The 23,432-nt window shown below is 38.2% G+C and carries 25 protein-coding genes; 6 read left to right on the top strand and 19 right to left on the bottom strand.

Annotation, left to right across the window (positions count from 1 at the left end):
* The first annotated feature begins 147 nt into the window (after positions 1-147).
* Positions 148-2,055: a M13 family metallopeptidase gene (locus IGK01_RS02960; protein ID WP_010736193.1), complete on the top strand. Its 1,908-nt coding sequence runs from the start codon at positions 148-150 to the stop codon at positions 2,053-2,055.
* Positions 2,056-2,243: 188 nt separating this feature from the next.
* On the opposite strand, the gene IGK01_RS02955 is transcribed toward IGK01_RS02960, so the two are convergent.
* From IGK01_RS02955 to IGK01_RS02920, 8 genes are all read right to left on the bottom strand, one after another.
* Positions 2,244-2,339, bottom strand: coding sequence for a putative holin-like toxin (locus IGK01_RS02955; protein ID WP_353629272.1), 96 nt, complete (start codon positions 2,337-2,339; stop codon positions 2,244-2,246).
* Positions 2,340-2,495: 156 nt separating this feature from the next.
* Positions 2,496-2,582 (bottom strand): putative holin-like toxin, encoded by an 87-nt coding sequence (locus tag IGK01_RS02950; protein ID WP_410779225.1) that lies wholly within the window; start codon positions 2,580-2,582, stop codon positions 2,496-2,498.
* Between the two features lie 605 nt (positions 2,583-3,187).
* Positions 3,188-3,550 carry a hypothetical protein gene (locus IGK01_RS02945; protein WP_065096110.1) on the bottom strand — a complete coding sequence of 121 codons (363 nt, stop codon included), beginning with the start codon at positions 3,548-3,550 and terminating at the stop codon, positions 3,188-3,190.
* Between the two features lie 594 nt (positions 3,551-4,144).
* On the bottom strand, positions 4,145-4,432 hold the full coding sequence (locus IGK01_RS02940) for a hypothetical protein (protein WP_438840489.1): 288 nt from the start codon (positions 4,430-4,432) through the stop codon (positions 4,145-4,147).
* 150 nt (positions 4,433-4,582) lie between these two features.
* The gene (locus IGK01_RS02935; protein WP_023519187.1) at positions 4,583-5,134 is read right to left on the bottom strand and encodes a cysteine hydrolase family protein; all 552 of its coding nucleotides are present in this window, start codon (positions 5,132-5,134) and stop codon (positions 4,583-4,585) included.
* Positions 5,135-5,146: 12 nt separating this feature from the next.
* The gene (locus tag IGK01_RS02930; protein ID WP_010736197.1) at positions 5,147-5,839 is read right to left on the bottom strand and encodes a 5'-methylthioadenosine/adenosylhomocysteine nucleosidase; all 693 of its coding nucleotides are present in this window, start codon (positions 5,837-5,839) and stop codon (positions 5,147-5,149) included.
* Positions 5,840-5,856: 17 nt separating this feature from the next.
* Positions 5,857-6,141 (bottom strand): cell wall synthase accessory phosphoprotein MacP, encoded by a 285-nt coding sequence (gene macP / locus IGK01_RS02925; RefSeq protein ID WP_010736198.1) that lies wholly within the window; start codon positions 6,139-6,141, stop codon positions 5,857-5,859.
* A gap of 12 nt (positions 6,142-6,153) precedes the next feature.
* Positions 6,154-6,717: an NUDIX hydrolase gene (locus tag IGK01_RS02920; RefSeq protein ID WP_010736199.1), complete on the bottom strand. Its 564-nt coding sequence runs from the start codon at positions 6,715-6,717 to the stop codon at positions 6,154-6,156.
* Positions 6,718-6,934: 217 nt separating this feature from the next.
* Between IGK01_RS02920 and IGK01_RS02915 the strand changes: the two genes are divergently transcribed.
* Together IGK01_RS02915 and IGK01_RS02910 are read left to right on the top strand one after the other, a co-directional pair.
* A complete protein-coding gene (locus tag IGK01_RS02915) occupies positions 6,935-7,597 on the top strand; it encodes a 5-bromo-4-chloroindolyl phosphate hydrolysis family protein (RefSeq protein WP_438747696.1) in 663 nt (220 codons plus the stop codon).
* A gap of 89 nt (positions 7,598-7,686) precedes the next feature.
* Positions 7,687-8,886 carry a toxic anion resistance protein gene (locus IGK01_RS02910; RefSeq protein ID WP_010736201.1) on the top strand — a complete coding sequence of 400 codons (1,200 nt, stop codon included), beginning with the start codon at positions 7,687-7,689 and terminating at the stop codon, positions 8,884-8,886.
* A 64-nt stretch (positions 8,887-8,950) separates the two neighbouring features.
* Here IGK01_RS02910 and IGK01_RS02905 read toward each other — a convergent pair whose 3' ends face one another.
* The 4 genes from IGK01_RS02905 to sapR form a co-directional block, all read right to left on the bottom strand.
* The gene (locus IGK01_RS02905) at positions 8,951-10,330 is read right to left on the bottom strand and encodes an APC family permease (protein ID WP_019724164.1); all 1,380 of its coding nucleotides are present in this window, start codon (positions 10,328-10,330) and stop codon (positions 8,951-8,953) included.
* 43 nt (positions 10,331-10,373) lie between these two features.
* Entirely contained in the window at positions 10,374-11,240 is an 867-nt protein-coding gene (locus tag IGK01_RS02900; RefSeq protein ID WP_019724165.1) for a GRP family sugar transporter, read from the bottom strand.
* 331 nt (positions 11,241-11,571) lie between these two features.
* Positions 11,572-12,597, bottom strand: a complete 1,026-nt coding sequence (sapS, locus tag IGK01_RS02895) for a two-component system sensor histidine kinase SapS (protein ID WP_375152106.1) — start codon at positions 12,595-12,597, stop codon at positions 11,572-11,574.
* A 17-nt stretch (positions 12,598-12,614) separates the two neighbouring features.
* A complete protein-coding gene (sapR, locus tag IGK01_RS02890) occupies positions 12,615-13,289 on the bottom strand; it encodes a two-component system response regulator SapR (RefSeq protein ID WP_010736206.1) in 675 nt (224 codons plus the stop codon).
* A gap of 623 nt (positions 13,290-13,912) precedes the next feature.
* On the opposite strand from sapR, the gene IGK01_RS02885 reads away from it, so the two are divergent.
* Positions 13,913-14,743, top strand: a complete 831-nt coding sequence (locus IGK01_RS02885; protein ID WP_010736207.1) for a manganese catalase family protein — start codon at positions 13,913-13,915, stop codon at positions 14,741-14,743.
* 50 nt (positions 14,744-14,793) lie between these two features.
* Here IGK01_RS02885 and IGK01_RS02880 read toward each other — a convergent pair whose 3' ends face one another.
* The 3 genes from IGK01_RS02880 to IGK01_RS02870 form a co-directional block, all read right to left on the bottom strand.
* The gene (locus tag IGK01_RS02880; protein ID WP_023519183.1) at positions 14,794-15,000 is read right to left on the bottom strand and encodes a hypothetical protein; all 207 of its coding nucleotides are present in this window, start codon (positions 14,998-15,000) and stop codon (positions 14,794-14,796) included.
* Between the two features lie 190 nt (positions 15,001-15,190).
* Positions 15,191-15,646: an arginine repressor gene (locus IGK01_RS02875; RefSeq protein ID WP_438840488.1), complete on the bottom strand. Its 456-nt coding sequence runs from the start codon at positions 15,644-15,646 to the stop codon at positions 15,191-15,193.
* 57 nt (positions 15,647-15,703) lie between these two features.
* Positions 15,704-16,354 (bottom strand): GyrI-like domain-containing protein, encoded by a 651-nt coding sequence (locus tag IGK01_RS02870; RefSeq protein ID WP_438840487.1) that lies wholly within the window; start codon positions 16,352-16,354, stop codon positions 15,704-15,706.
* 209 nt (positions 16,355-16,563) lie between these two features.
* On the opposite strand from IGK01_RS02870, the gene IGK01_RS02865 reads away from it, so the two are divergent.
* Positions 16,564-17,940, top strand: coding sequence for an MFS transporter (locus tag IGK01_RS02865; RefSeq protein ID WP_438840486.1), 1,377 nt, complete (start codon positions 16,564-16,566; stop codon positions 17,938-17,940).
* A gap of 178 nt (positions 17,941-18,118) precedes the next feature.
* Positions 18,119-19,225 (top strand): NAD(P)/FAD-dependent oxidoreductase, encoded by a 1,107-nt coding sequence (locus tag IGK01_RS02860; RefSeq protein WP_023519181.1) that lies wholly within the window; start codon positions 18,119-18,121, stop codon positions 19,223-19,225.
* 64 nt (positions 19,226-19,289) lie between these two features.
* On the opposite strand, the gene IGK01_RS02855 is transcribed toward IGK01_RS02860, so the two are convergent.
* From IGK01_RS02855 to IGK01_RS02840, 4 genes are all read right to left on the bottom strand, one after another.
* Complete coding sequence (locus IGK01_RS02855; RefSeq protein WP_023519180.1) at positions 19,290-19,898, bottom strand: LysM peptidoglycan-binding domain-containing protein; 609 nt, start codon at positions 19,896-19,898, stop codon at positions 19,290-19,292.
* Between the two features lie 377 nt (positions 19,899-20,275).
* Positions 20,276-21,442 carry a tRNA epoxyqueuosine(34) reductase QueG gene (queG, locus tag IGK01_RS02850; protein ID WP_153830461.1) on the bottom strand — a complete coding sequence of 389 codons (1,167 nt, stop codon included), beginning with the start codon at positions 21,440-21,442 and terminating at the stop codon, positions 20,276-20,278.
* Between the two features lie 15 nt (positions 21,443-21,457).
* Positions 21,458-22,204 carry a hypothetical protein gene (locus IGK01_RS02845; protein ID WP_010736215.1) on the bottom strand — a complete coding sequence of 249 codons (747 nt, stop codon included), beginning with the start codon at positions 22,202-22,204 and terminating at the stop codon, positions 21,458-21,460.
* Positions 22,205-22,477: 273 nt separating this feature from the next.
* Positions 22,478-23,413, bottom strand: coding sequence for a metal ABC transporter substrate-binding protein (locus IGK01_RS02840; RefSeq protein ID WP_153830460.1), 936 nt, complete (start codon positions 23,411-23,413; stop codon positions 22,478-22,480).
* Positions 23,414-23,432 lie beyond the last annotated feature (19 nt).

The raw sequence follows: 23,432 nt of genomic DNA, 5'->3' as shown, positions 1-23,432 counted from the left end.
TCGTATGTAAAATGATTTTTAGAGCTTGCTTACAAAAGAAACCGATTACAAAATTTGTCGCTTTGAAATAGATTTTACATTCCATTTGTTTATTCTGCTTTTTTGTTAGATAATGGGCACACGGAACTAAAAAGGAGCGATGATTCAATGAACCAAGAACGTTTGAAACAAGATTTTTTTGAAGCAGTAAATGAAGAATGGTTAAAAACAGCAACAATTCCTGCCGATAAGCCAGCAACTGGTGGGTTTCAGGATTTAGTTGATGGCATTGATCAACTAATGATGCGAGATACAGATGAGATGTTAGCTGATCCAACAAAAGTTACATCTGATAAAATGCGTCACTTCCTTGCATATTATCAACTAGCAAATGATTATGAATATAGAGATCAATTAGGTGCTACACCTTTACAACCAATCCTCGAAAGGATCGAGCAACTCACTTCCTTTGACGAATTAAATCAGCAATTTCCCGAATGGACATTGGACAGCTTACCGTTGCCTGTTGTCTTAGATGTGGATGCAGATATGAAAAATGCGCAAGTCAATGCCTTTTTCGCTTCACCACCCTCTTTATTTTTACCAGATAAAACTTATTATGAAGCAGAACATCCAAATGGTGCTCAATTATTGTCCGTCTTTTTTGATATGATGGTCCAACTTTTAGAAATGACAGGCAGAGAAAGAAGTCAGGCAGAAGCAATCGTCGAACAAGCGATCCAATTCGATAAATTGATTGCGCCCCATGTTAAAAGCGCGGAAGAAAATGCAGATTATAGCCAAATGTACAATCCACGTGCCTTTAATGAATTTACGGCATATACCGATGCTCTTGACTTAACTACCTTGACTACTGGCTTGATCGGCACACGTCCAGACCAAGTGATCGTTACTGACCCTGTCTACTTTGAACATTTAGCTGAACTTTTGACGACACCACATTTCCGACTACTTAAAAGTTGGATGATCGTAAAAACGGTGCGTTCACTAAGCAGTTATCTATCTGAAGATTTCCGTCAAGTCAGTGGGATCTTCTCTCGGACTTTATCAGGAACCGATGAAGCAATGCCACAAAAGAAAGCAGCTTACTACCTTGCTTCTGGACAGTTTGATCATGTGTTGGGCGATTACTACGGTAACAAGTATTTTGGCGAAGCAGCGAAAAAAGATGTCGAAAAAATGGTCAAGAAAATGATCAATGTTTACCAAAAACGACTCGAAACGAATGAATGGTTAAGTGATGCGACACGAGAAAAAGCAATTGTGAAATTGAACAAATTAGGCATCCAAGTCGGTTACCCTGATAAAATCCCTGCCTTGTTCGATGCGTTCCAAACAGTTCCCGCAAATGAAGGTGGAACCTTGCTTTCAAATGCGTTGAACTTTAGTCATCTAACCCTAAAAGACCGTTTCAGTAAATGGAACAAGCCTGTTGATCGTGATGAATGGGAAATGAGCGCGGATACAGTCAATGCGTACTATCATCCATTCCGAAACGTGATCGTTTTCCCAGCTGCGATTTTACAAGCACCATTTTATAGTTTGGAACAATCTAGCTCGGCAAACTTCGGCGGAATCGGTGCAGTCATTGCCCATGAGATTTCCCATGCGTTTGACAACAACGGGGCGAAATTTGATGAGTTCGGTAACTTGAATAACTGGTGGACAGAAGAAGACTTCGCTCATTTCCAAGAAAAAGCGCAAGCCATGATCGAACAGTTTGACGGTGTACCTTTTGCTGATGGCACAGTCAATGGAAAACTAACCGTTTCTGAAAATATTGCAGATGCTGGCGGATTAAGTTGCGCACTAGAAGCTGCAATGACAGAAGACGATTATTCAGCAGCCGATTTCTTCATGAATTGGGCGACAATCTGGCGTACAAAAGCGAAAAAAGAATACCAACAATTACTTTTACAAATCGATGTTCATGCACCTGCGAAACTTCGGGCGAATATCCAGCCACAAAACTTAGCAGAGTTTTATGAAACATTTGCGATCACTGAAGAAGATCCGATGTATCTAGCACCTGAAGAACGTGTGCATATTTGGTAAATAATTCCCTAACAAACTAGGTGTATGGGGCAAAAAAATAAATTCATTTGCAAATTCATTTTTGTTTCTGATTTAAATTCAAATAAACGATGTTCCAAAAGCTAACCTTAGTTAAATAACAAGTCAAAAGAGTATAGAGCAGACACACCAAAATGTTTGCTTTATACTCTTATTTTTAAAGTTATATTTCATTGTATTAACGTCTTATAGTTAATAATCAGCAAAACTAACATTGCGAAAGCGATCATCAGTTGCATTGCTTCAAAAAATCGACACTTGTCTATTTCATATTTGCAGGGGTAAAATTATTTTGCTATACTATGATTAACAAAATGAGCTATGCGCTAACATAGCTCATTTGTAGAACCGTTAAAAAGACGGCAGCTTTTATTAGTTTGATATTCTAACCATCTAATTACTCGCCAAAGTGGATTAGATGGTTACTTTTTTTGGTCTTTATGGTCAATAATCAGCAAAACTAACGTCGCAAAAGCGATCATCAGTTGCATTGCTTCAAAACTTGACACTTGCCTACCCCCTTCTAGGGATAAAGCTATGAACCATAGGCATCACCCCTTTTTCAAGAGATTAGCCACCATCTTTTCACTTCTCTACCTCAAAATTATATCATATTATTTACAGTGATTTCTTCGATAAACAGTCTTTTTTCATTTTATCTCTATACCAATCTTTGACTCTGATTCTCGAGTGGTGGTTACTCCCACAATTTGACTTAACTGACTTTCAGCGGTGTTCAGTTTTTCAGGTGGGTTTCCTGGTTTTTTCCACCCACCTCTATTTTCAAAAGTTTGTGCATTTCTCCAATCGAAAAAAGCTCTGTTATATTTAGCTCATTTTTATAGATAATCTCCTACTTAATCAGCTGAAGTGAGCTTAGAAACTTGCACTCACTTCTCCTATCAACCACAAACAGAAGTCTGAATCTGAAAATAATGGAAAATTACCGATTCTTCTTATTTGTTATATTCTTCCATTCCTCATTAATAAATAAACACCAAAAAAGGAGTGATACATTAGTACCCTTCCACCACCTAAGGGTAGGAACAGAATTAACCTCTTCTAAAATAAGGCTGAACACTTCTGTCACAACCCCTTTTTATCTGATCTTCTTTTAGTGTAGGGAAACCCCTTTTTTGTTTTTTATAATCAATCTAGCAAAAAAAATAATTAAAAGGACTCCTAAGATAATAAGATAAGGTACTAGTGTAAAAGTTATTTTTTCTAATCCTAAAAGATCAAATGATTTTTTCAGTAAATAATCACTCAAAAAGATGAAAAAAAGAGATTTAAACGTACCCCAGCCTTTATGAATTGGTATCAATCCAATCACAACACCAACAACAATCGGGACTCTAAAATAAATTTCATCGAGAGTAAATGAATGATTTCCTTTCCAAATAAATTCTAAGATTCCTCTTAAAACAAACAATAAGAGAAATACACCCACGATATATCGGGAATCCAGTTTTTTCATTATTTCACCTTACTTACATTGTTTTATTTTATGTACCTTACGTAATAAACAGTCTGTGAAACATTGCTTGGTTCACCAACCTATCATCCAATCCAACCATTTCCACTTGTGTCCAATCCTCTAGCAATAGCATCTTCAGTACTAAAACCTTTTGTAGTTATTCCAAAAATACCTCAAAAAGAAACTACTTCCCCAAATGAGAGAGCAGTAAAGAATGCAAACAAATCTATTTCTACTACAAGATTAGTATATTTCGAAGCTGGCTTTTATTATCATTAATACTCTAAAAGTTTCGCAAATAACAATTATTTAACTTATGGTATTCAAAGGAATATTCTTAATCACAACCTACTACCAAACTTGCAAGTACTGCTGACGGGTTCAGTCGCCAGATTCATTTCTACTCCCCTTAATAGTAGAAATAGAAACACTACTTGTCGAAGAGCCTTTTTCAGCTTATTTCATATTTCTTTTTGATATTTTTAATTTGAATTTATGTATGATTTTACACTTTCTTCACCGATCAGCAGACACTACTCCTACTAGTCTCTGCTCAGATATGAATTTAAAACAATTAACAGAGAAAAAAACATACTAATAAATATAGTGACGAACGCTTGTAACTCTCCCAGTTTTATAGTTAGAATATATGCTAATAATAGTGAAAAAATTATAATTTTCACTAAGATACTTCTGGTTAAAACTCTTTCTTTCGTAAAAAAATCTTTCAAACCTTCCCCATTTTTTGTTATCCAAAAAAAAGCCAAACAAAGAAAATAATGCAAAGAGCGAAAATAACCCTGAGAGATTTGGTAAATATCCTAAAAACCCTAAAATTCCCAGTAAACCTAAAAAACCCAAATTTGCTTTCCCTTTTCTCATACCGATTCCTTCCCTTCACGTAGAAACGACTTTATGCACACCCCATTGATCAATTTGTATGTATCTATTTCTCTTTGTTTCAGTTAATGACCAATAGAAATAGTGGATAAAGTACGATATAAACGCCTTTATCCACTTTATTCACTCTTTTTATCCCTTAATGATCTCCGCACCAAGGGCTGTTTGAAAATGTTTCAATGCCCAGTCATGTCCGATTGGATCAAAGCTGGCAACTGCATCTTCGTAAATAAATAATTGATAGCCTAGGTTATAGGCATCGACTGCTGTATGCAAGACACAGATATCCGTACAAACACCTGTCAAATAAATCTCTGTAATCCCACGTTCCCGTAAACGAATGTCAAGATCTGTTCCACTGAATGCAGAATAGTGACGTTTATCGATCCAATAAACATTGGCTTGTGTTTGATGTTCCGCATAAATCTCTTGCAATGAACCATACAGATCGCGGCCACTCGTTCCGACTACATTATGTGGTGGAAACAATTGGTTTTCCGGATGAAAAGCATCTTCGGGATCATGTGCATCGATCGCAAATACGACAAATTCTTTCTCATCAATAAACTTTTTTGTATACTTCGTTAAAGCTGGTTCAATTGCCTGACCGCTCTTTCCAGTCGTCAATTTCCCATCGTCTGCCACAAAATCATAGGTGTAATCAATCGAAATCAATGCTTTCATTCGGTTCACTCCTTATACAAGATGTTTGACAAATTCAATCACCATTTCAGCTGAACGTTTCCCTGCTTCTTCGATGAATTCGTCAAAGCTTTGTGTCGCTGAATGGTCCGCAGTATCACTCATTGCTCGCACGATCAAGAAAGGAATATTGAATTGTTGTGCCGTTTGACCGACTGCAGCCCCTTCCATCTCACAAGCAAGTGCTTCAGGGAAATTGCCTAAGATCTCTTGGACTTTGACTGGCGAATCAACAAATGTATCTCCTGTGACGATCAAGCCTTCTTTTGCATTCAAGTTGGTTGCTTCTGCGGCTCTTTTCATTTCTGAACGTAAATACGTGCTTGCTTCATAATAAAGTGGCATACCTGGTAATTGTCCTGGCTTGTAACCGAACCCTGTAACATCTGCATCAAAATAGGCAACTTTGTCAGAGATCACTACATCCCCTACACGTAGACCTTCACCAATGCCACCAGCTGATCCTGTATTGATGACCATGTTTACACCATATTGTTGGATCAATAAGCTTGTTGTGATCGATGCTAAGACTTTCCCGATACCTGAACGTACAACGATGACTTCATGGTTGCCTAATGAGCCTGAGATAAACAGAGCGCCTGCTCTTTCCCATGATAAGGGTTGTCCTAGTTGCTCTCTTAAAATTTTTACTTCTTCTTCCATTGCTCCGATGATTCCAATTTTCATTTAGTTGTTCCTTCTTTCTATATAAATGCAACTGCCAGAAAAACGATGGCTAACAATAAAATGACTATAACCAAGCCTTTCATCAAAACAGCATTCCATTTACGTGTTTTTTCTCGTTCGCCTGCTCTTGTTTTCGTGATTGGCTTATTTTTCTTTTGTTCTTTACGATAAAAACTCGCGATCTTTTTTTCTTCTTGTTTGTACGTAGCTTCCGCTTTTCTTTGTTTTTTTAATGATTCTTGTGCTTGTTCTTGCTGTCGTTTACGGATTTCGCTACGTGTGACTAGCGGTCCTTTGACCATCAATCGATCCCTCTACTTTCCTTTGTTCATTGATTCCCAGTATTGAATCGCATAAATCGTTTTTGCATCGCAAATGACTTGATCTGACATCGCTTGTTTTGCTTCTGCTAAAGTCAACGCATAAAGTTCCAATACTTCGTCCTCATCTTGTGCGAGAGGCTGTTCCACTTTTTCGATATTTACTGCATGATAGATATGCAGGAGTTCATTCGCAAATCCTGGTGACAAATACATAGAAGTCAAATGATCCAAACGCTCTGCGCGGTATCCAGTTTCTTCTTCTAATTCTCTAGCAGCAGTGATCTCAGGCGCTTGTTTTTCTCCTGGATCAATTTTACCAGCTGGTATTTCGAGGATCACTTTCTCTAAAGGTTTGCGGAATTGTTTGACTAATAGTAGACGATCCTTTTCATCAAAAGCAATGATTCCTACACCACCGGGGTGAAAGACTAATTCACGCTTCCCGATATTTCCATCTGGTAAGCGAACATCATCCACAGCGACATCAATGATCGCTCCATGATAAATTTCTTTTCGTTGGATCGTTTTCTCTTCAAACTGTTCATATTCAAGCATCTTTTCCCCTGCTTTCTTTTGTCCTATAATAACTACTTTTTTTGTTTTTTTCAATTTTCTTTTTGATTTCTTACTTAGTTTACCATATCCAAACCTTAGAAATTCTATAAACTCATAAAATCCACCTTTAGTCCGATACTAATTATTAAGAAGGTTGTGCTAAAATAAAGAAGTAGATGAGCAGAGTGGACAATGAATATACATGGAGGTTTTTAGGATGATTAAAAAGAATTGGAAATGGATCGTAGGTTTACTCTTAGTGATACTGTTCTTCAGTTATAGTGAAAATGATGTATCGATCATATCAATGATCTTGTTAATTGGCGCAGTTTTGCTGATTTGGGGGCTTTTTGGTTTTCGTAAAAAACCTAAGGACAAAACAGCTTTACCAAATCTATCTGACAAATTAGCGACCCATTATAGCGAAAACGGCATGACACCGAGTGAAATCTCTTTTTTTAGAGAAACGATGAATCAAACAAAAAATGAAATCGAACAACTAGAAAAAAATATGTACGAAACGGCAAAGCTTAAAGCGATCGATCTTCGTCACGAACCGGTAAAAGCAGCAAAAGGTTTGTTCAAAGAACTCGTAAAAGAACCCACTCGATTGCACGATGCGAGTCAGTTCCTTTACACCCACTTGCCAAACCTAGTGGATTTGACAAACAAATATATTGAGATCAATGAACACGAGATCAAAAACAAACAGACCTATCAAAAACTGGAAGAAAGTACCCAGATTATTGATCAACTTGCTTCATTAGTCGCGAAAGACTATCAAGATTTCGTTTCGGAAGATTTGGAAGATATCGATGTAGAGATATCTGTTGCGAAACAAAGCTTAAAGCGTGATAATAAAGATGTACCAGAAGAATAAGCACGTTTATTTCTTGGACTCGGAACACTTAGACATCGTCTGATTGTTTCGGGTACTTTTTCTAGCTTAATCGATAAGGAGGAATTTTAATGGAAAATAATCCACATGAACCAAAACACGAAGTAACCCCTGTAAATGATACTTTAGAAGATTTATTGAATAATCCTTTTTCGACACCCGTCGATAAATTGACTCAAACACAACAAAATGAAATCAATGCACTTCAAGAACAGCAAACTGCTGCTCGGCTGATTGATAAATTACCTGCTGAAAGACAAGAACAAGCCAAACAATTGGCTGAAAAAATCGATGTCACTGATTCTCAATCGGTCATCAGCTACGGTTCAGCTGCTCAAACAAAATTAGGTGAGTTCTCACAGTCGATGTTGAATCACGTGCAAGCACAAGATATCGGACCAGTCGGTGATTCATTGACTGAACTGATGTACCGCCTTCAAGAAGCAAATCCAGATGAATTACGTGCAGGAGAAGGAAATATTTTCCAACGCGTATTCGGTAAAGTCAAACAATCGATTTATGAAGTCACTGCCAAATACCAAAAAATCGGTGCGCAAATCGACAAGATCTCAGTCAAATTAGACAAAGAAAAAGATGGCCTATTAAAAGACAATCTGATGTTAGAACAACTTTATCAAAAAAATAAAGATTATTTTGATGCGTTGAACATTTATATCGCTGCTGGCGAATTAAAAATGGAAGAATTACAGACAAAGATCATTCCAGAAGCCATGCGAAAAGCAGAAGAAACAGGGGATCAAATGGATGTACAGATCGCCAATGATTATACACAGTTTCTTGATCGCCTAGACAAGCGCACTCATGATCTACGCTTAGCCAGACAGATCACGATCCAACAAGCGCCACAGATCCGTTTGATCCAAAATACAAACCAAGCATTGGCAGAAAAGATCCAAGCATCGATTGCTACAGCCATCCCATTATGGAAAAACCAAGTGGTTATCGCATTGACCTTGCTTCGACAAAAAGATGCAGTTACAGCACAACGACAAGTTTCTGAAACAACCAATGATTTATTGAAGAAAAACTCAGAAATGTTGAAAATCTCTGCCATCGAAACTGCTAAAGAAAATGAACGTGGCATCGTGGATATCGAAACATTGCAAACCACACAAAATGATTTGATCGAAACGATCCAAGAAACACTTCGTATCCAACAAGAAGGAAAAGAAAAACGTCGTCATGCAGAAGTCGAACTTGGCCATATGGAAGAAGACTTGAAACAAAAATTACTCGATTTAACGCAATAACAAATAGAATGAAAAAACCTTGTATCAGCAATGCTGCTTGATACAAGGTTTTTTGTTTATCTTTTTATTTTTCGGTATTCATCTTACTGTGTTTGTAACCATAGCCAAAGTAAATCACTAGGCCGATCACCATCGTAATCCCAAAGACTAACCAAGTCACCGCTTGTAAACGTGACATCAAGACTAGACAAGATAAGATCGAAATGATTGGTAAAATCGGTACCAATGGTACTTTGAACTCGCCTGCTTTTGGTTTGCCAAACATTTTACGTAATTTCAGTAAGCCTAGACTAACTAACATTAGATAAGCCAATGCCATGATGTTCGTCAACTCTGCCAAGATATTCAATGGGAAGAATCCTGCGAAGAATAATGCGGCGATACCTGCTGCATACGTTGCTTTCTTCGGTGTGCGATGTTTCTTGTCGATTTCTGTCATGAACTGTGGTAACAAGCCATCTTTACTTACTGCAAATAATAACCTAGCTAATGAATACATCATGGAGATCGTCACAGTCAATAAGGTCAAGATCGCGCCAACGGCGATGATCGCTCCTACTGTACCATGTCCTACATAACGCATCGCGAATGCCACAGGATCATTCACACCTAATTCTGTATAAGGCACGATCCCTGTTAAAATCAATGTCACGATGATGTACAACACGGTTGCGATCAAGATCGAGCCAATGATTCCACGTGGTACATCTTTTTGAGGATTTTTTACTTCCTCCGCAGCCATCGCTACCGCATCGAATCCTAAGAATGCGAAGAAAACTAATGCTGCTCCATCTAGGACACCTTCAAAGCCAAATGGTGTGAATGGTTGCCAATTCTCTGGTTTAACAAAAAAGATTCCTACAATAATAAATAATGCAATGATTCCAAATTTCACATAAACCATCATGTTGTTCAATCGTAACGCTTTCTTCGCTTCCAAAGAAACAATGTATGTGACGAAAATCACAACAAGCACCGCAATTAAGTCGATGTATGTACCATTGGCTGGATTATATCCACCTGTTAGCGCCGTTGGTAAGCCAAAACCAAGACTTTCAATAAACCCTTGTACATAACCGGACCAACCTGACGCAACGGATGAAACGGCCAATAAGAACTCACCGATCAATAACCATCCAGTCAACCAAGCGGCAAATTCACCGAATACGACGTATAGATACGCATATGGTCCGCCAATCACTGGTACCCGCGAAGCAAATTCTGCAAAGCTTAGACCAGATAAAATCACAACGATCGCTGCTAAAACAAACGATAATGATAGTGCCGGACCTGCATTTTGGTTTGCTGCCACTCCTGTTACGACAAATATACCTGTACCGATGATCGCGCCAATGCCAAGCATGATCAAATCGGATGTTTTTAGTTCTTTCTTCATCTCACTCGTATGATTGAGACTGATTTCTTTCTTACGAAACAAATCCATTAAATTCCCTCCCCCTGATTTTTGAGTATATAAAAAAACAGCTTTACGCTGTTTTCATATACCCTAAAAGGATACCACCAAAAATAACTAAAAGGCAACCTACAATTACAAATATAAGCTCTTTTTTTGTCTTTTTCTCCCCTAAGATAAAAATACCACCTAGAGTTGAAATGATGATCCCCATTTGAGAAAGAGAGAAACCGACTGCTAGTCCTAATGACTTAACGGTCAATAGCATACATACGTTACCGATTCCCCATAGCAATCCACTCGCCATATTTTTCCAAACATATTGATCAACTTTTACTTTTCGGAAAGCAAAGAAACTTGCCCCTAAGATCATACCGATACTTTGCGGTAAAATAATCGACATCGCATCTAAATTCGCCCAGTTGACGATGATCGTATAGACACCATAACCTAAAGTAGAATAGATCAATGCTCTGAATCCTTTACCAAAATCAAGCATTTTATTATCTGTATCGACTTTTCCTTCATCATCTTGTCGAGCAGTCAAATACGCACCGCTTACAAGAAGAATCAGCGCTAAAATACCATAAACGTAATCTTTTGTTTGTGTCCATTCATGGAAAAAGACAGCGCCCGCAATCGTATTCAAAATTAATTGAAAACCAGTGGATAACGGCAATCCTACAGATACTCCCATGAATTTCATCCCATGAAACTGCCCATTTTGTCCGACACTCCACGCTAGACCAGATAAAAATCCAATCAATGTGATCCATGGCGTGATCGTTGGATTAACGATGAAAAAAGCAACGAGTGAAAAAAGAAATGCACCGATCGTCATTCCTAATGTTTGTTGATTGGCATCGCCACCGATCTTTCCACTGACTAAACCAATACTTCCCCACGCGACCATTGGGACTAATGCGATTAATAATTCCATAAACATTCTCCTTCTTTTAAATGTCACATGTTATAGAACATATCAACGAAAACGTTAACAACACAAGAGTTATTTTTTATTTCTCACTTTTTTCTAACTTAACTTCCTTGACGATTTTATGAAGTTCAATCAGTCACTAATAAATCATAAACAAAATCAACCGTTACCTCGAAAATTCTTCTACTTTCGGGGCAACAGCTGATGTATAACTATATTAAAACTTTTCCAATCATCATCTAAGGTCAACATACTTCTATCACAACCAAATTAGACCATGTTCAACCGGTAGTTCCTTCAGAAATACGCGTGAACATGTCGCAATCCCATTTTTTTAGCGTTCTTCTTGGTAAAAACTCAAGATAGGGAAAAACAAAGACATAGTCGTCCCTTCTCCTTCGATCGAGTCAACAGTGAGAGAAATCCCTAATTTTTCCGCAAGATTTTTAGCGAGGTATAATCCTAGACCAGTAGAGTGGGTTTTGCTCAGACGGCCATTCGTCCCTGTAAAGCCTTTGTCAAAAATCCGTCCAACATCTTCTTTCGGTATACCGATGCCTGAATCTTTGACAGAAAATTTTACGCCTTTTGTCGTCTTCTCGATCAATAGTTTGATCTCGCCTTCATCCGACGTATACTTAATGGCATTACTAAGAATCTGTTTGAAAATAAAAGCCACCCATTTGGAATCAGTCAAAATCGTTTGATCTTCACCTATCACTTCATAACGTATTTTCTTTTGGATAAAATAATTTGCTTGGCTACGAATGACGGGTTGGATGATACTCTTGATACTGTATTCTTGGATCAAGTAGTCTCTTGAAAAACTATCCAAGCGCGCATAATACAATACTTGTTCCACATACTCATCGATTTTAGACAACTCATTTTCTAACAATGTATATTTTTGATCATCGATATCAAACTCGATCGATCGTACTAATAATTCTGAAGCCGCTACGGGTACTTTGATTTCATGGACCCATGAGTCGATATAATCTTTTTGATCTTGCTGGTTCGTGATGGCTTCTTGCATCACTTCCTGATGTTCACGTATCAGTTGATTGATATAATCTTCTATCAACTTCTCTTCCTCTGTATGTCCACCATCTAAATAATTTTGCAAGGGAGAATTTTTTTGTAGATTTGCCAATTTTGCCCACCACCGACGTTTACTCAAGTAACAGACAAGTAAAAAAAAGATTAAGAAAACACCTTCGATCAATGTTAAGTAAGCAATCGTGGCCCAATCGACCGTTATATTAGGGGCTAACCACATCACAAAAATCGTCAATAAAATAAAAAATATCCAACCGACGATCAGCGACCATTGATCTTTCAAATACTTAAAAAAGTTCATAGTTGTATTTCATCCTTTCAGGGAACAATATACCCCTGGCCGACTTTTGTTTCGATATAATCGGTGATCCCTGCCTGTTCGATTTTACGACGTAAGCGATTGATGTTGACCGTCAGTGTATTGTCATCGACAAACCGTTCATCATCCCACAACGCACGCAACAATTTTTCACGAGTCAAAATTTTCCCGTGTTGTTTCATTAAAATAAACAACAAGCGATACTCATTCTTACTCAAATCGATCATTTCACCATTAATCTCCATACTGCCATTATCGACGTTCAACGTGATTCCATTATGGGTCATCATTTCACTCGACAACTCACCATAATTATATGAACGACGCAACAAAGCATTGATTTTAGCAATCAAGACATCGATTTGAAACGGCTTCGTCACAAAATCGTCTGCCCCCATGTTCATCGCCATGATCATGTCCATATTCGTATTACGACTTGAAATAAAAATGATTGGGACTTTGGAAATTTCTCGTATTTTCTGGCACCAATAATAACCATCAAACACTGGCAAATTGATATCTAAAAGAACAAGTTGTGGTTCTTCTTTCTCAAAATCAGCAAAAACCTGATTGAAATCTGACGTTCCATAGGTTTCAAATTGCCATTTCTCCAACTCTTCCATAATCAGCTGACGAATGATCTCTTCATCTTCCACTACCATAATTTTAGCCATGATATACCTCCGATGTTTTTCTTGTACTAACCATATCAAAGAAGCAAACATTCTACAAGTAACAATAGGTCGTGAAAGAAGCGATCAGCACTAAGGCATAAGCAAAAAAAAAGCGAAAATGGCTCTTTCATTTTTGATTTTTTTTGCTTAGGACCGAAGTGTTGCTTCTTGAACACCGTTTATCAGGTCTTGAGAAAGCCGGTCAGCTCCAAGTATTAAGACGGAAATTGAGAAAATAGCTTCTCATATTTTTTCAATTTTTGACTTAATATCGTAGGAGTTGGCTTTCGAACACCGTGGATCAGGTCGTGACAAAAGCGTTTTGACCTGAGACTTAAAAACAATCGTTCTTTGATGTGACCAGCTCTTCTTTCTCGTTACTTACTTTCTGTTAACAAAAATGAGAATACAATTGGAAATTATCAATAGTTATCATTTATAAATAAAAATATTTCATTGAGCTATTCCTAATATTTTCTTTTAACGAAGTCATTCTCACAGAATAAAACATTGATAAATCAACATTTATAAAATAACTATAATATCTAGAGCGTTTTCTTTGAATTTTTTTCCATTACATATAACAATAGTAATGTATTAAAAAATGATTAGGAGGAGATTTGATGTTTAGACACCAAAAAGAATTACAGTTTGAGGCAAAACCAGATCGTCCGAATCCATTAATCGCAAAATATTTACAAGAATTGATTGGCGGACAGTATGGTGAAATGAGTGTAGCGATGCAATATCTTTTCCAAGGTTGGAGCTGTCGTGGAGAAGAAAAATATAAAGATATGCTGATGGACATTGCAACAGAAGAACTTGGACACGTTGAAATGTTAGCGACAATGGTTGCTCGCTTACTTGAAGATGCACCTGTTGAAGATCAAGAAGAAGCAATGAAAAAAGACCCAACGATTGGTGCGATCATTTCCGGCATGAATCCTCAACACGCTATTGTAGCTGGCTTAGGACCTCGTCCTGCGGATAGCGTTGGTAATCCTTGGAGTGGTGGTTATATTGTTGCTAGTGGAAATTTACTTGCTGATTTTCGTGCAAACTTAAACGCAGAATCTCAAGGAAGACTACAAGTGGCACGTATTTACGAAATGATCGATGATCGTGGCGTAAAAGACCTACTATCAGTTTTATTGGCTAGAGACAGTTATCATCAAAACCTTTGGGCAGCGGCTGTCAAAGAATTAGAAGAAACAGAAGGCGGTATTCTTGTTCCTACGACTTTCCCAAGAGAAGAAGAACGTAAAGATATTGCTTATGATTTCTATAACTTTTCAGAAGGTGACGAAAGTAGCGAAGGTTCTTGGGCAAAAGGTAAAGCTTTAGATGGTGAAGGGGAGTATCAATGGTTGGAAGAACCTAAGATCGAAGGCAAAGCACCTAAATTAAAACCGGTAACACCTAAAATGTACGGTACCCCTCCCAAAAAAAAATAAATGAAAATTAAAAACTGATGCCCTATATTAATGGGCATCAGTTTTTTCTATTATTCTATCAACAATATTCCGTCTTCGACGATCTTACCAAAAAATAGGAAAATACTACTGGTGAACAACAATGTCATGTTCACACCAAAATAGATCGCAATTTTTTCTAGGTAATTTTTGATTTCTTTTATTTTAATGTACATAAATGCCAAAAAATTGACGCCGTAAACTAAAATCGTCAGAAAAATGATCATGTTTGTCATCACTGGACTGCTCGCCCCTCTTTCACTGTATACTTGTTCAAATTGATTGGAGCTTTAGAATGATCCAGATTGTAAAGACACCCTTCCAATCATTACGTACCATTCTTGCAAGTCCAGTATCCATGGAATTTAGTACGATTTACACAACGTCAATATGTTTAGCGCTTCCATTGATCATTAGACTAAACGTGAGCTATTCTCTCATTTGCTCTAATTTTTCAGCGAAAGCCTGGGCTTCTTCTTCTGTGCGACAAATAATAATGAACGTATCAACGCCGGCAATCGTCGCAGCCACTTCTGGATAATCAACTTCATCTAACCAGTTTGTTACCACATCCGCACCATCTTTTTCTGTTAAGACAACGATCATGAATTGAATCCGTTGAATTCGTAATACTTCTCGTTTGACCGCACTTCGCAAGCGATCTTCCATCAAAGAATCCGCTTGTTGATTGAATAACGCATAGTGTATTTGTTTATTCTCATCTTGGATTTTCACAAGTTTCAACTCACGTATATCTCGTGAGATCGTTGCTTGCGTTGCATTGACCCCATTCATCTGCAAATGATTCAATAATTCCTCTTGCGTACCGATGGCATGCTCAGTAATCAATTGGCGAATCAATGATTGTCGTTGATTTTTTTTCATACAAAAAACACCTCTTCGTATCTATTATAGCAAAAAAACAGGGAATCTTTCTCTCTTTTAGTTGATGTCTGACACTTCGACTGATTTGTCTTGTTCAACGGTTACTCGCAAAATCGTCTTTAATTTTTCTGGTGCCGTCCTTCTGGGATCACTCATATAGATTTCTTTATGCTCTTTTGAAGTTCGGCGATAGCCTTTTTCCTTGAGAAATAAAGCCAACTTTTCAAATGTTTCTGGTTCATCGTCGTAGGAACCAATGTGTAAGATCTGTGCCACAAGGCCTTCTTCAATCGTCTTAAAAACGAGCTGACTCGCTAGGTCTTCTGGAATTTTGGTTTTGGCTCGTACTAACGCCTCTGCAGCAACTTGAGGAGTCACAAAATCCGGTTGCTTGATTATCAACTGATAAGAAAAATGCTCTTTTAACATCACTGGTTCGTTCAAAAATTTTTCTTGCAGTCCCCACTGACCTTCTAAAGGATACACAGTATAGGGGGAGTAATCAGGGATCCGCCAATCATTTTTAGGTGCCATTCGGATCGTATAGCTAACAGCATACAAACTACCTACACGACGCTTAAATTCTTCTCCATTTGGATCACCTATTCCGTTGATACAAAAAAAATTTTGAGCAGGGAGTGTGATCAATTGCGGTTTCTTTGACATACGATAACTAGGGTCGGTTTTTCTCCATTCGATTTTTTCCATAGGCCCTCCTTGTTTTCTTCTTCACTACTATCATAACTCTTTTACATTGGATTGGCTAATCTGGTTGACACTATTTTTAGACTTGTGCTAGAATAAGCCGAACGATAAATCGTACAGATAACACGCCTAGCGTGTCGAGAGAGAGGCGGTTTCTATTTTCGAATAGAGATCTCTCTCTTTTTTTACGAAATAATTTAGAGGTGAAAAACATGCAAAAACAACTACAATTAATTCCTGCTGTACTTGCCACAGGGATCATGTCATTTGCAGGTGTTTTGATCGAAACCGCAATGAACGTGACCTTCCCAACGCTGATTCAGGAATTTCAAATCAGTACCTCCCAAGTACAATGGGTAACAACCATTTACTTATTAATGATTGCGATCATTGTGCCACTTTCAACTTATCTGACAAAAAACTTTAGCCTGCGTACTCTTTTCTTGAGTTCCAATTTACTATTTATTGCTGGTTTATTGGTCGATTACTTTTCCCCTACCTTCTTGTTACTGCTTTTAGGACGGGTACTCCAAGGTGCTGCGACAGGGATAGCCTTGCCATTGATGTTTCACATCATCTTGACTTTTGCTCCTATGGGAAAAAGAGGAACGATGATGGGGCTTGGTACTTTAACAACCGCCATTGCACCAGCGATTGGTCCTACGTATGGTGGGATCTTAACTGCTAATTTCTCATGGAGTCATATTTTTCTCTTTCTATTACCAGTGTTACTCCTTTCACTTGGGATTGGCTTATACGCGATTCCTAAATTTAAGGTGGAAAAATCTGGCCGCTTAGATTTACTCAGCGTCCTTGGTATTAGTCTGATGTTCAGTGGAAGCTTAACTTTTCTAAGCATGTTCAGAGACTGGATTGGCTGGGCATCCTTAGTCATCGCCATTTTAGGATTCATCCTTTTCTATCAACGAACAAAAAAAGCCGATCATCCGTTGATCCGACTTGAAATTTTTAAAAACCATACGTTTCGCTTATTCTTATTTAGCTTTTTAGTTTATCAATTTTTATTACTTGGTGTTTCTTTTGTCCTACCGAACTTTGTCCAAATCGTCCAAGGGAACAATGCCTTTGTCGCAGGTTTAGCTATGCTTCCAGGTGCAACGATTGGTGCCCTGTTATCACCTTTTTCAGGAAAGCTACTCGACCAACATGGACCTAAAAAACCAATTTTCATCGGTCTCTTGTTTTCACTTGTTGGCTGGACTACCCTTGTCCTGATCTTAGGTCATGCATCATTAGGTTTTTTGATTGCCTGTCATTTCTTCTATATGATCGGTATTGGTTTGTCTTATAGCAATATGATGACTACTGGAATGAATGCTTTATCGATGGAATTACAAGGTGATGGCAACGCCGTATTCAATACGTTGCAACAATTTTCTGGCGCTGTCGCTACTACGTTGGTGGCTGTGATCATCAACTTTTTCCAAGATCATCGTTCAGATAGTTATGAAGCAGCAACAACGTTAGGATCAAAAGTTGCTTTAAGTGTCCTACTTGGCTTGTTGATCATTAGTTTGATCCTATTTATCCGCTATATGGTGCAAAAACCTAAGCAAATACCAAATTAATAGATAAGGAGGTGTGAGAGAATGAAGCTCACTCCTCCTTGTTTTTTTTGTCTCTAACTTTATCAATAATCAGTTTTCACCATACAATCGTTCGGATGAAATAGAAAAAAATCCTTGGATAAAATATTGTATCTCTAATGATTTTATGAGATGGTAGATAAGTAAAGGAGGTTTTTCTATGGAAAAAATTGCTATTATCGGTGGTGGCATCATCGGTATGACATTAGCCAACTATTTAGACACCTCTAAATTTGAGGTGACCTTATTTGATGCAAAAGAAGGACAAGCTACTCGCGCTAGTGCAGGCATCATCTCGCCTTGGCTTTCAAAAAGACGAAATAAACAGTGGTATCAGTTAGCAAAAGATGGTGCGGCTTTTTTCCCAAAACTAATCCAGGATCTATCACTTGATGATTCCATCTATAAACAATCCGGCACACTGATTTTTCGCCAAAAAGAAGCTTTGGAAGATCTTGCTGCACTTGCCGAACAACGAAAGAAAGACGCACCTGAAATCGGCGATATTTCGCTGTTACAAGCTGAAGAAACAGCCAAAGTTCTCCCATTGCTAAAACCAACACCTGCTTTATTTGTGACTGGAGGGGGACGTTTAGACGGTCATGCCTATCTATCTCACCTTGCCACACGCTTGGAGAAACAAATGGTCAAAGTAATCTCTGAACGTGTCCAGTTACGCAAAGAAACCGCACACTGGGTCATCTCTGGTACTTTTGGACAACTTGACTTTGACCGAGTCATTCTAGCGCCTGGCCCTTCATTGAAGCCGTTACTGGAGCAGATTGGCTTTCATGCTGATATTCGTCCACAAAAAGGACAGCTGATCGTTTTTCAAACACCTTATGCGAACAGCCAAGAATGGCCTGTTGCCATGTTAGAAGGGGAAGCCGATTTTATCCCATTCAACGATGGGACTATACTAGTTGGCGCAACCCATGAAAATGATGCGGGTTGGGATTTGGTTCCTACCGAATCTGCTTATCAGCAATTGATAAAAAGTACAGTACCATTTTTAGCTGAACCCGATCAACTTGCTACATGGAAACACACCATGCGAGTAGGCACACGGGCGTACACCTCCGATTTTGCGCCGTTCTTTGCACCTGTTCCAGATGAACCAAGCTTGATCGCCGCAAGTGGCTTAGGCTCCTCTGGTTTGACTACTGGCCCTTATATCGGCTATTTGATTGCAGAGTATCTCAACACAGGCATTTGGCGAGGCGACCATTATCAAAAATCAATCGATACGTACCTTTCAAGATTATAAAAGAAGTAAAAAAAGAGGCCTACTTGCGTAGCCCTCTTTTTTGGATTCATGATTGATGGTTATCTTAGTACCAACCGTTTGCTAACCAGAATGCTTTTGCAGCATCCCATGAACCATAGCGTCCAGCAACGTATTCTTCTACAACACGTTCTTGGTTCGCTGGTGAGTAGTCACCGTTCAAATATGCTGAATCTAATTGGTAACGTCCGATGTAACGGCCGTTTGTTGCAGTGTAAGAACCACCTGATTCTTTTTGTGCAATCCATTCTTTCGCAGAGTTGCTGTTTGTTGTTACAGTAGTTGTAGCTGGTGCTACTTCAACTGTTTCAACAGGCGCAACGTATGTATATTCTTGCGCTGGTGTTTCTGTTACTACAGGAGTTTCTACTTTTTCAGTTGTTGGTGCTACTTCTGTTGTTTTTACTGATGAAGCGTCAGTTGGAATTGTTAATTCTTCACCAACGAAAATGCGGTTGATATCGTCAATCGAATTTTGCTCTGCAATAGCTTTGATCAGTGAATTGTCACCTGCAAATTTTTGTGAGATTTTAGATAATGAATCTCCAGCTTTTACTGTATAGACTTCATCTGCATGAGCAGTAGTCCCTACAAACATTGCAGTTGCTCCAGCGGCAACAGTTGTCCCCAAAACGATCTTTTTAATTGAATTCATAGTAAGCTCCTTTTTTTCTCTTTGATTTGTTTCAACGTCACTAACTTTATCATCTAGAAATATTTCATAGGTGAAAGAATTATGACATTTAATGACAAAATCGTCACATTTTTAATATTTGTAATATTTGATTTTCCGAAAAACTAGGACTAAAGTCGTAGAAGCTTTATAAATCAACGTTGGAATCGTTTTTCAATCCTTTCACAGAAACTTTAAAAAAACTTACATTCTGTAATATTTAGAATAAATTTTTTTCAATTTATTGTATTTTTCTGCGAAATTCTTCTCATTTTCCCAAAAATTGATGCAATAAACACAAAAAAACCAGTAATTGTTACAACAATTACTGGGAAAAATGACGTATTCGAGTAAAAAAGTCATTTTTTAGGAGTTTTTTTCTTTTGTAACAATTGGATTGCTTGGTTCATTTCATGGATTGCTTCTTCGTCTGTTTCTTTTTCCAGTGCGCAACTTAATACTTCTTGCCATTTTTCAGGATCTTTGATTCCTAACTTACCGATTGCCCACGCTGCTGTCCCGCGAATCACTGGACGAACATCACTTAGACACTCTTCAATATGAGGCAAAGCGGCACGTTCTCCTAAATTGGCTAAGGCAATCAGCGCATTTCGTTGAAGAGGTTTCCTTCCACGCCATGAGCCAGCCAAATGACCGTATTGCTGTTTAAATTCTTTATTAGAGATCGTTAACATAGGCGTGAGTTTCGGATAGACTTCGTCTACTTTTGGTTCCATTTCTGGATGAAAGTGAAAATCTTTCCCTCTATTATAAGGACAAACCAACTGACAGATATCACAACCATAAATGACGTTGCTCATCTTCTTTCGATACTCCTCTGGCATCATGCCTTTTGTCTGCGTTTGATAAGACAAACAGCGTTTAGCATTCATTCGCCCATCACCTAAAAGTGCATCCGTTGGGCAAGCCGTCACACAACGCGTACATTCGCCACACCCAAAGACACCAGGAGTATCTGGTTCTAGGTCGATATTGGTCACGATCTCACCTAAATAGACAAACGAGCCAAATTCCTCTGTGATCAATAATCCGTTTCGACCGATAAACCCTAATCCAGCACGTTGCGCCACAGCTACGTCGATCAACTCACCTGTATCTACTTGCGGCGCCAAGCGCCATTCTTCTTCCTTTTGCCAATGTGTCGCTCGTGACTCAATAAATGAAATCAATTGTTGCAGACGATCCCGTAAGACATCATGATAATCGATGCCCCAAGAAGCACGAGCAAACTGTCCACGCTTTTCATCTCTAGGCATCTTTTCATGGATCTTTGTCGGATACGCTAAAGCAATTGCAATAATTGATTTCGGCCGATCAAACGTCATTTCCGGATATAAACGTTCATCGATATTAGGGTGTTCAAATCCAGAAGTATGTCCAGCAGCTTTTTGTTCTACCAACGATTCTTTCAAATGATCAAATGGCTCTGCTGTAGTAAACCCGATTTTATCAATCCCGATTCGCTTACTTTCTTGAATGATTTCTTCCTTTAATGTTAGTGCCATCATTACCACCCTCGATCAGACACGACTATATAATCCGTAATATAATCGTTCTTTTTTCAATTGAACGAATTGGATCTGTTGATCTGGGATTTTTCTTTCTTCCATCCAACGATTTCTAGCAGCAAATACTTCCCAGAAATTCACGGATACCCATTTTCGACGTTGGTCTAATGCATTGAAAAAGTTCAACGAAACAGGTTTTGTGTGGAGTAGTTCATGTAAACGTAGTTGTTCTCTTGCTGAGAACTCAGATAGATCCCGTGAATAAACAACATCTTCGTATAGATTTTTTTGTTGCCCATAAGTGAACGTTTGTGGAATTTCTCCTGGACGAGCAATTTCTACTAAACGATTATAATACGTATTCATTAGTTTGCTATTTGCAATAAATGCACTCTTGAAAAATGCGGATTGGATTTTTGGAATCACACCCTCTGTCCCTATCAAAGAAAACAACGCGGGCCATGCTTGAACCTTTAGTTCGTTCTTTTGTTTGACTAATACACCAGGAGTAAAACCGACGGATGAAAGAAAGACAAAGTAGCCAATGCCTGTTTCTTCATCTAATGGCTGAAAATCATCAAATAACCATTTTCCAGGGTATTCCTCTGTTTCCAATTCTTCTGGGCTTGCTATGAACGCTTTCGCCATTTCTGCTTCAAGAAATAGGAGATCTTGATCTTTCTCCTTATTTTCTAGTTGGTTGATTTTTTTTGTTATTTCTTTTGCAATCAATTGTTTGTCTTTGCTAGTAAAATTCATAGCTTCACCTTCCTTTCCTCTCTTTTAACTATAACGGAATTTCACTAAAATTGGTATCTTTAAAACAATAAACGAACGAATTTTTATTTGTATAAATTGCGGAAGCATTAGTCCTCACGTCTCCAAAACTGAGCAAACGGAAGGAATAGAAGGACTCTCTTCAAAAACAAAGCGCCATCCACAAAAATTTAAAGAACAATTTTCGTGGATGACGCCTTATTTATCGAGGCTACACACTTTTGCCTCTTTTTAGATTATTAAATCGATTAGTGATTATTTCTTTTCTTGAGATAGACCATCGTGGATCGTTTCGATGTTCCATTTCATCATTCCATAATAAGAATCACCAGTTTCTCCTTCTTTTGCAATGGAATCAGTGAATAGCTCATCATAGATTTCAAGGCCTGTTTCACTTGCGACACGTTCCATGCTTCTCGGATCAACACTTGTTTCCACAAATAAGACTGGAACATCCGAAGTACGAACTTGGCTGATGATCGACTGCATTTGTTCAGGTGTACCTTGGCTTTCTGTGTTGATTTCCCAAATATACCCTGCTGGTAGATCGTATGCTTGTGAGAAGTATCTAAAAGCTCCTTCACTTGTTACTAATAGTTTTTTATTGTCTGGGATCGATCCGAAACTCTCTTTCGCTTGTTTATCTAATTCTTTCAATTTTACGATATATGCATCTGCATTTTCTTCATATTGCGGAGCATGGTCTGGGTCTTTTTCGGCAAAGATGCGTGCGATTTCTTGTACATATTTGATTCCGTTTGAAAGATCCAACCACGCATGTGGATCTGCTTCTGTCTCTGATTCTCCACCGGTCAAATAAAGTGGTTCAACTTCTTTACTTACTGCAAAATAGTCTTCATCTTCTTTTTTATTTGCCGTATCCATCAAGTTTTCAAACCAAGCATCCCCTGTTTCCAAATTTAACCCATTGTATAAGATGACATCAGCATCACTTGCTTTTTTGATATCTTCTGGCAATACCTCGTATTCATGTGGGTCAGTTCCAACAGGGACGATACTATGCACATCGACATGTTCTTTTCCAACTTCTTTCGCCATGTCGGCGATGATCGAATTTGTTGCTACGACGGTCAGGTTTTCTTCTTTCTCTTCTGCTGCGGAACTGCCACAACCTGCAAAAATAAATAAGACAGCTCCCATTAACCATAAGATATTCAGTTTATTTTTCATGTACATACTCCATTTCTAT

The sequence above is a fragment of the Enterococcus sp. AZ080 genome, from assembly GCF_051714945.1.
GTDB classification, from domain to species: domain Bacteria; phylum Bacillota; class Bacilli; order Lactobacillales; family Enterococcaceae; genus Enterococcus_B; species Enterococcus_B pernyi.
Note: the sequence above shows the minus strand (reverse complement) of the source record. Positions and strands in the feature narration are given on the sequence as shown.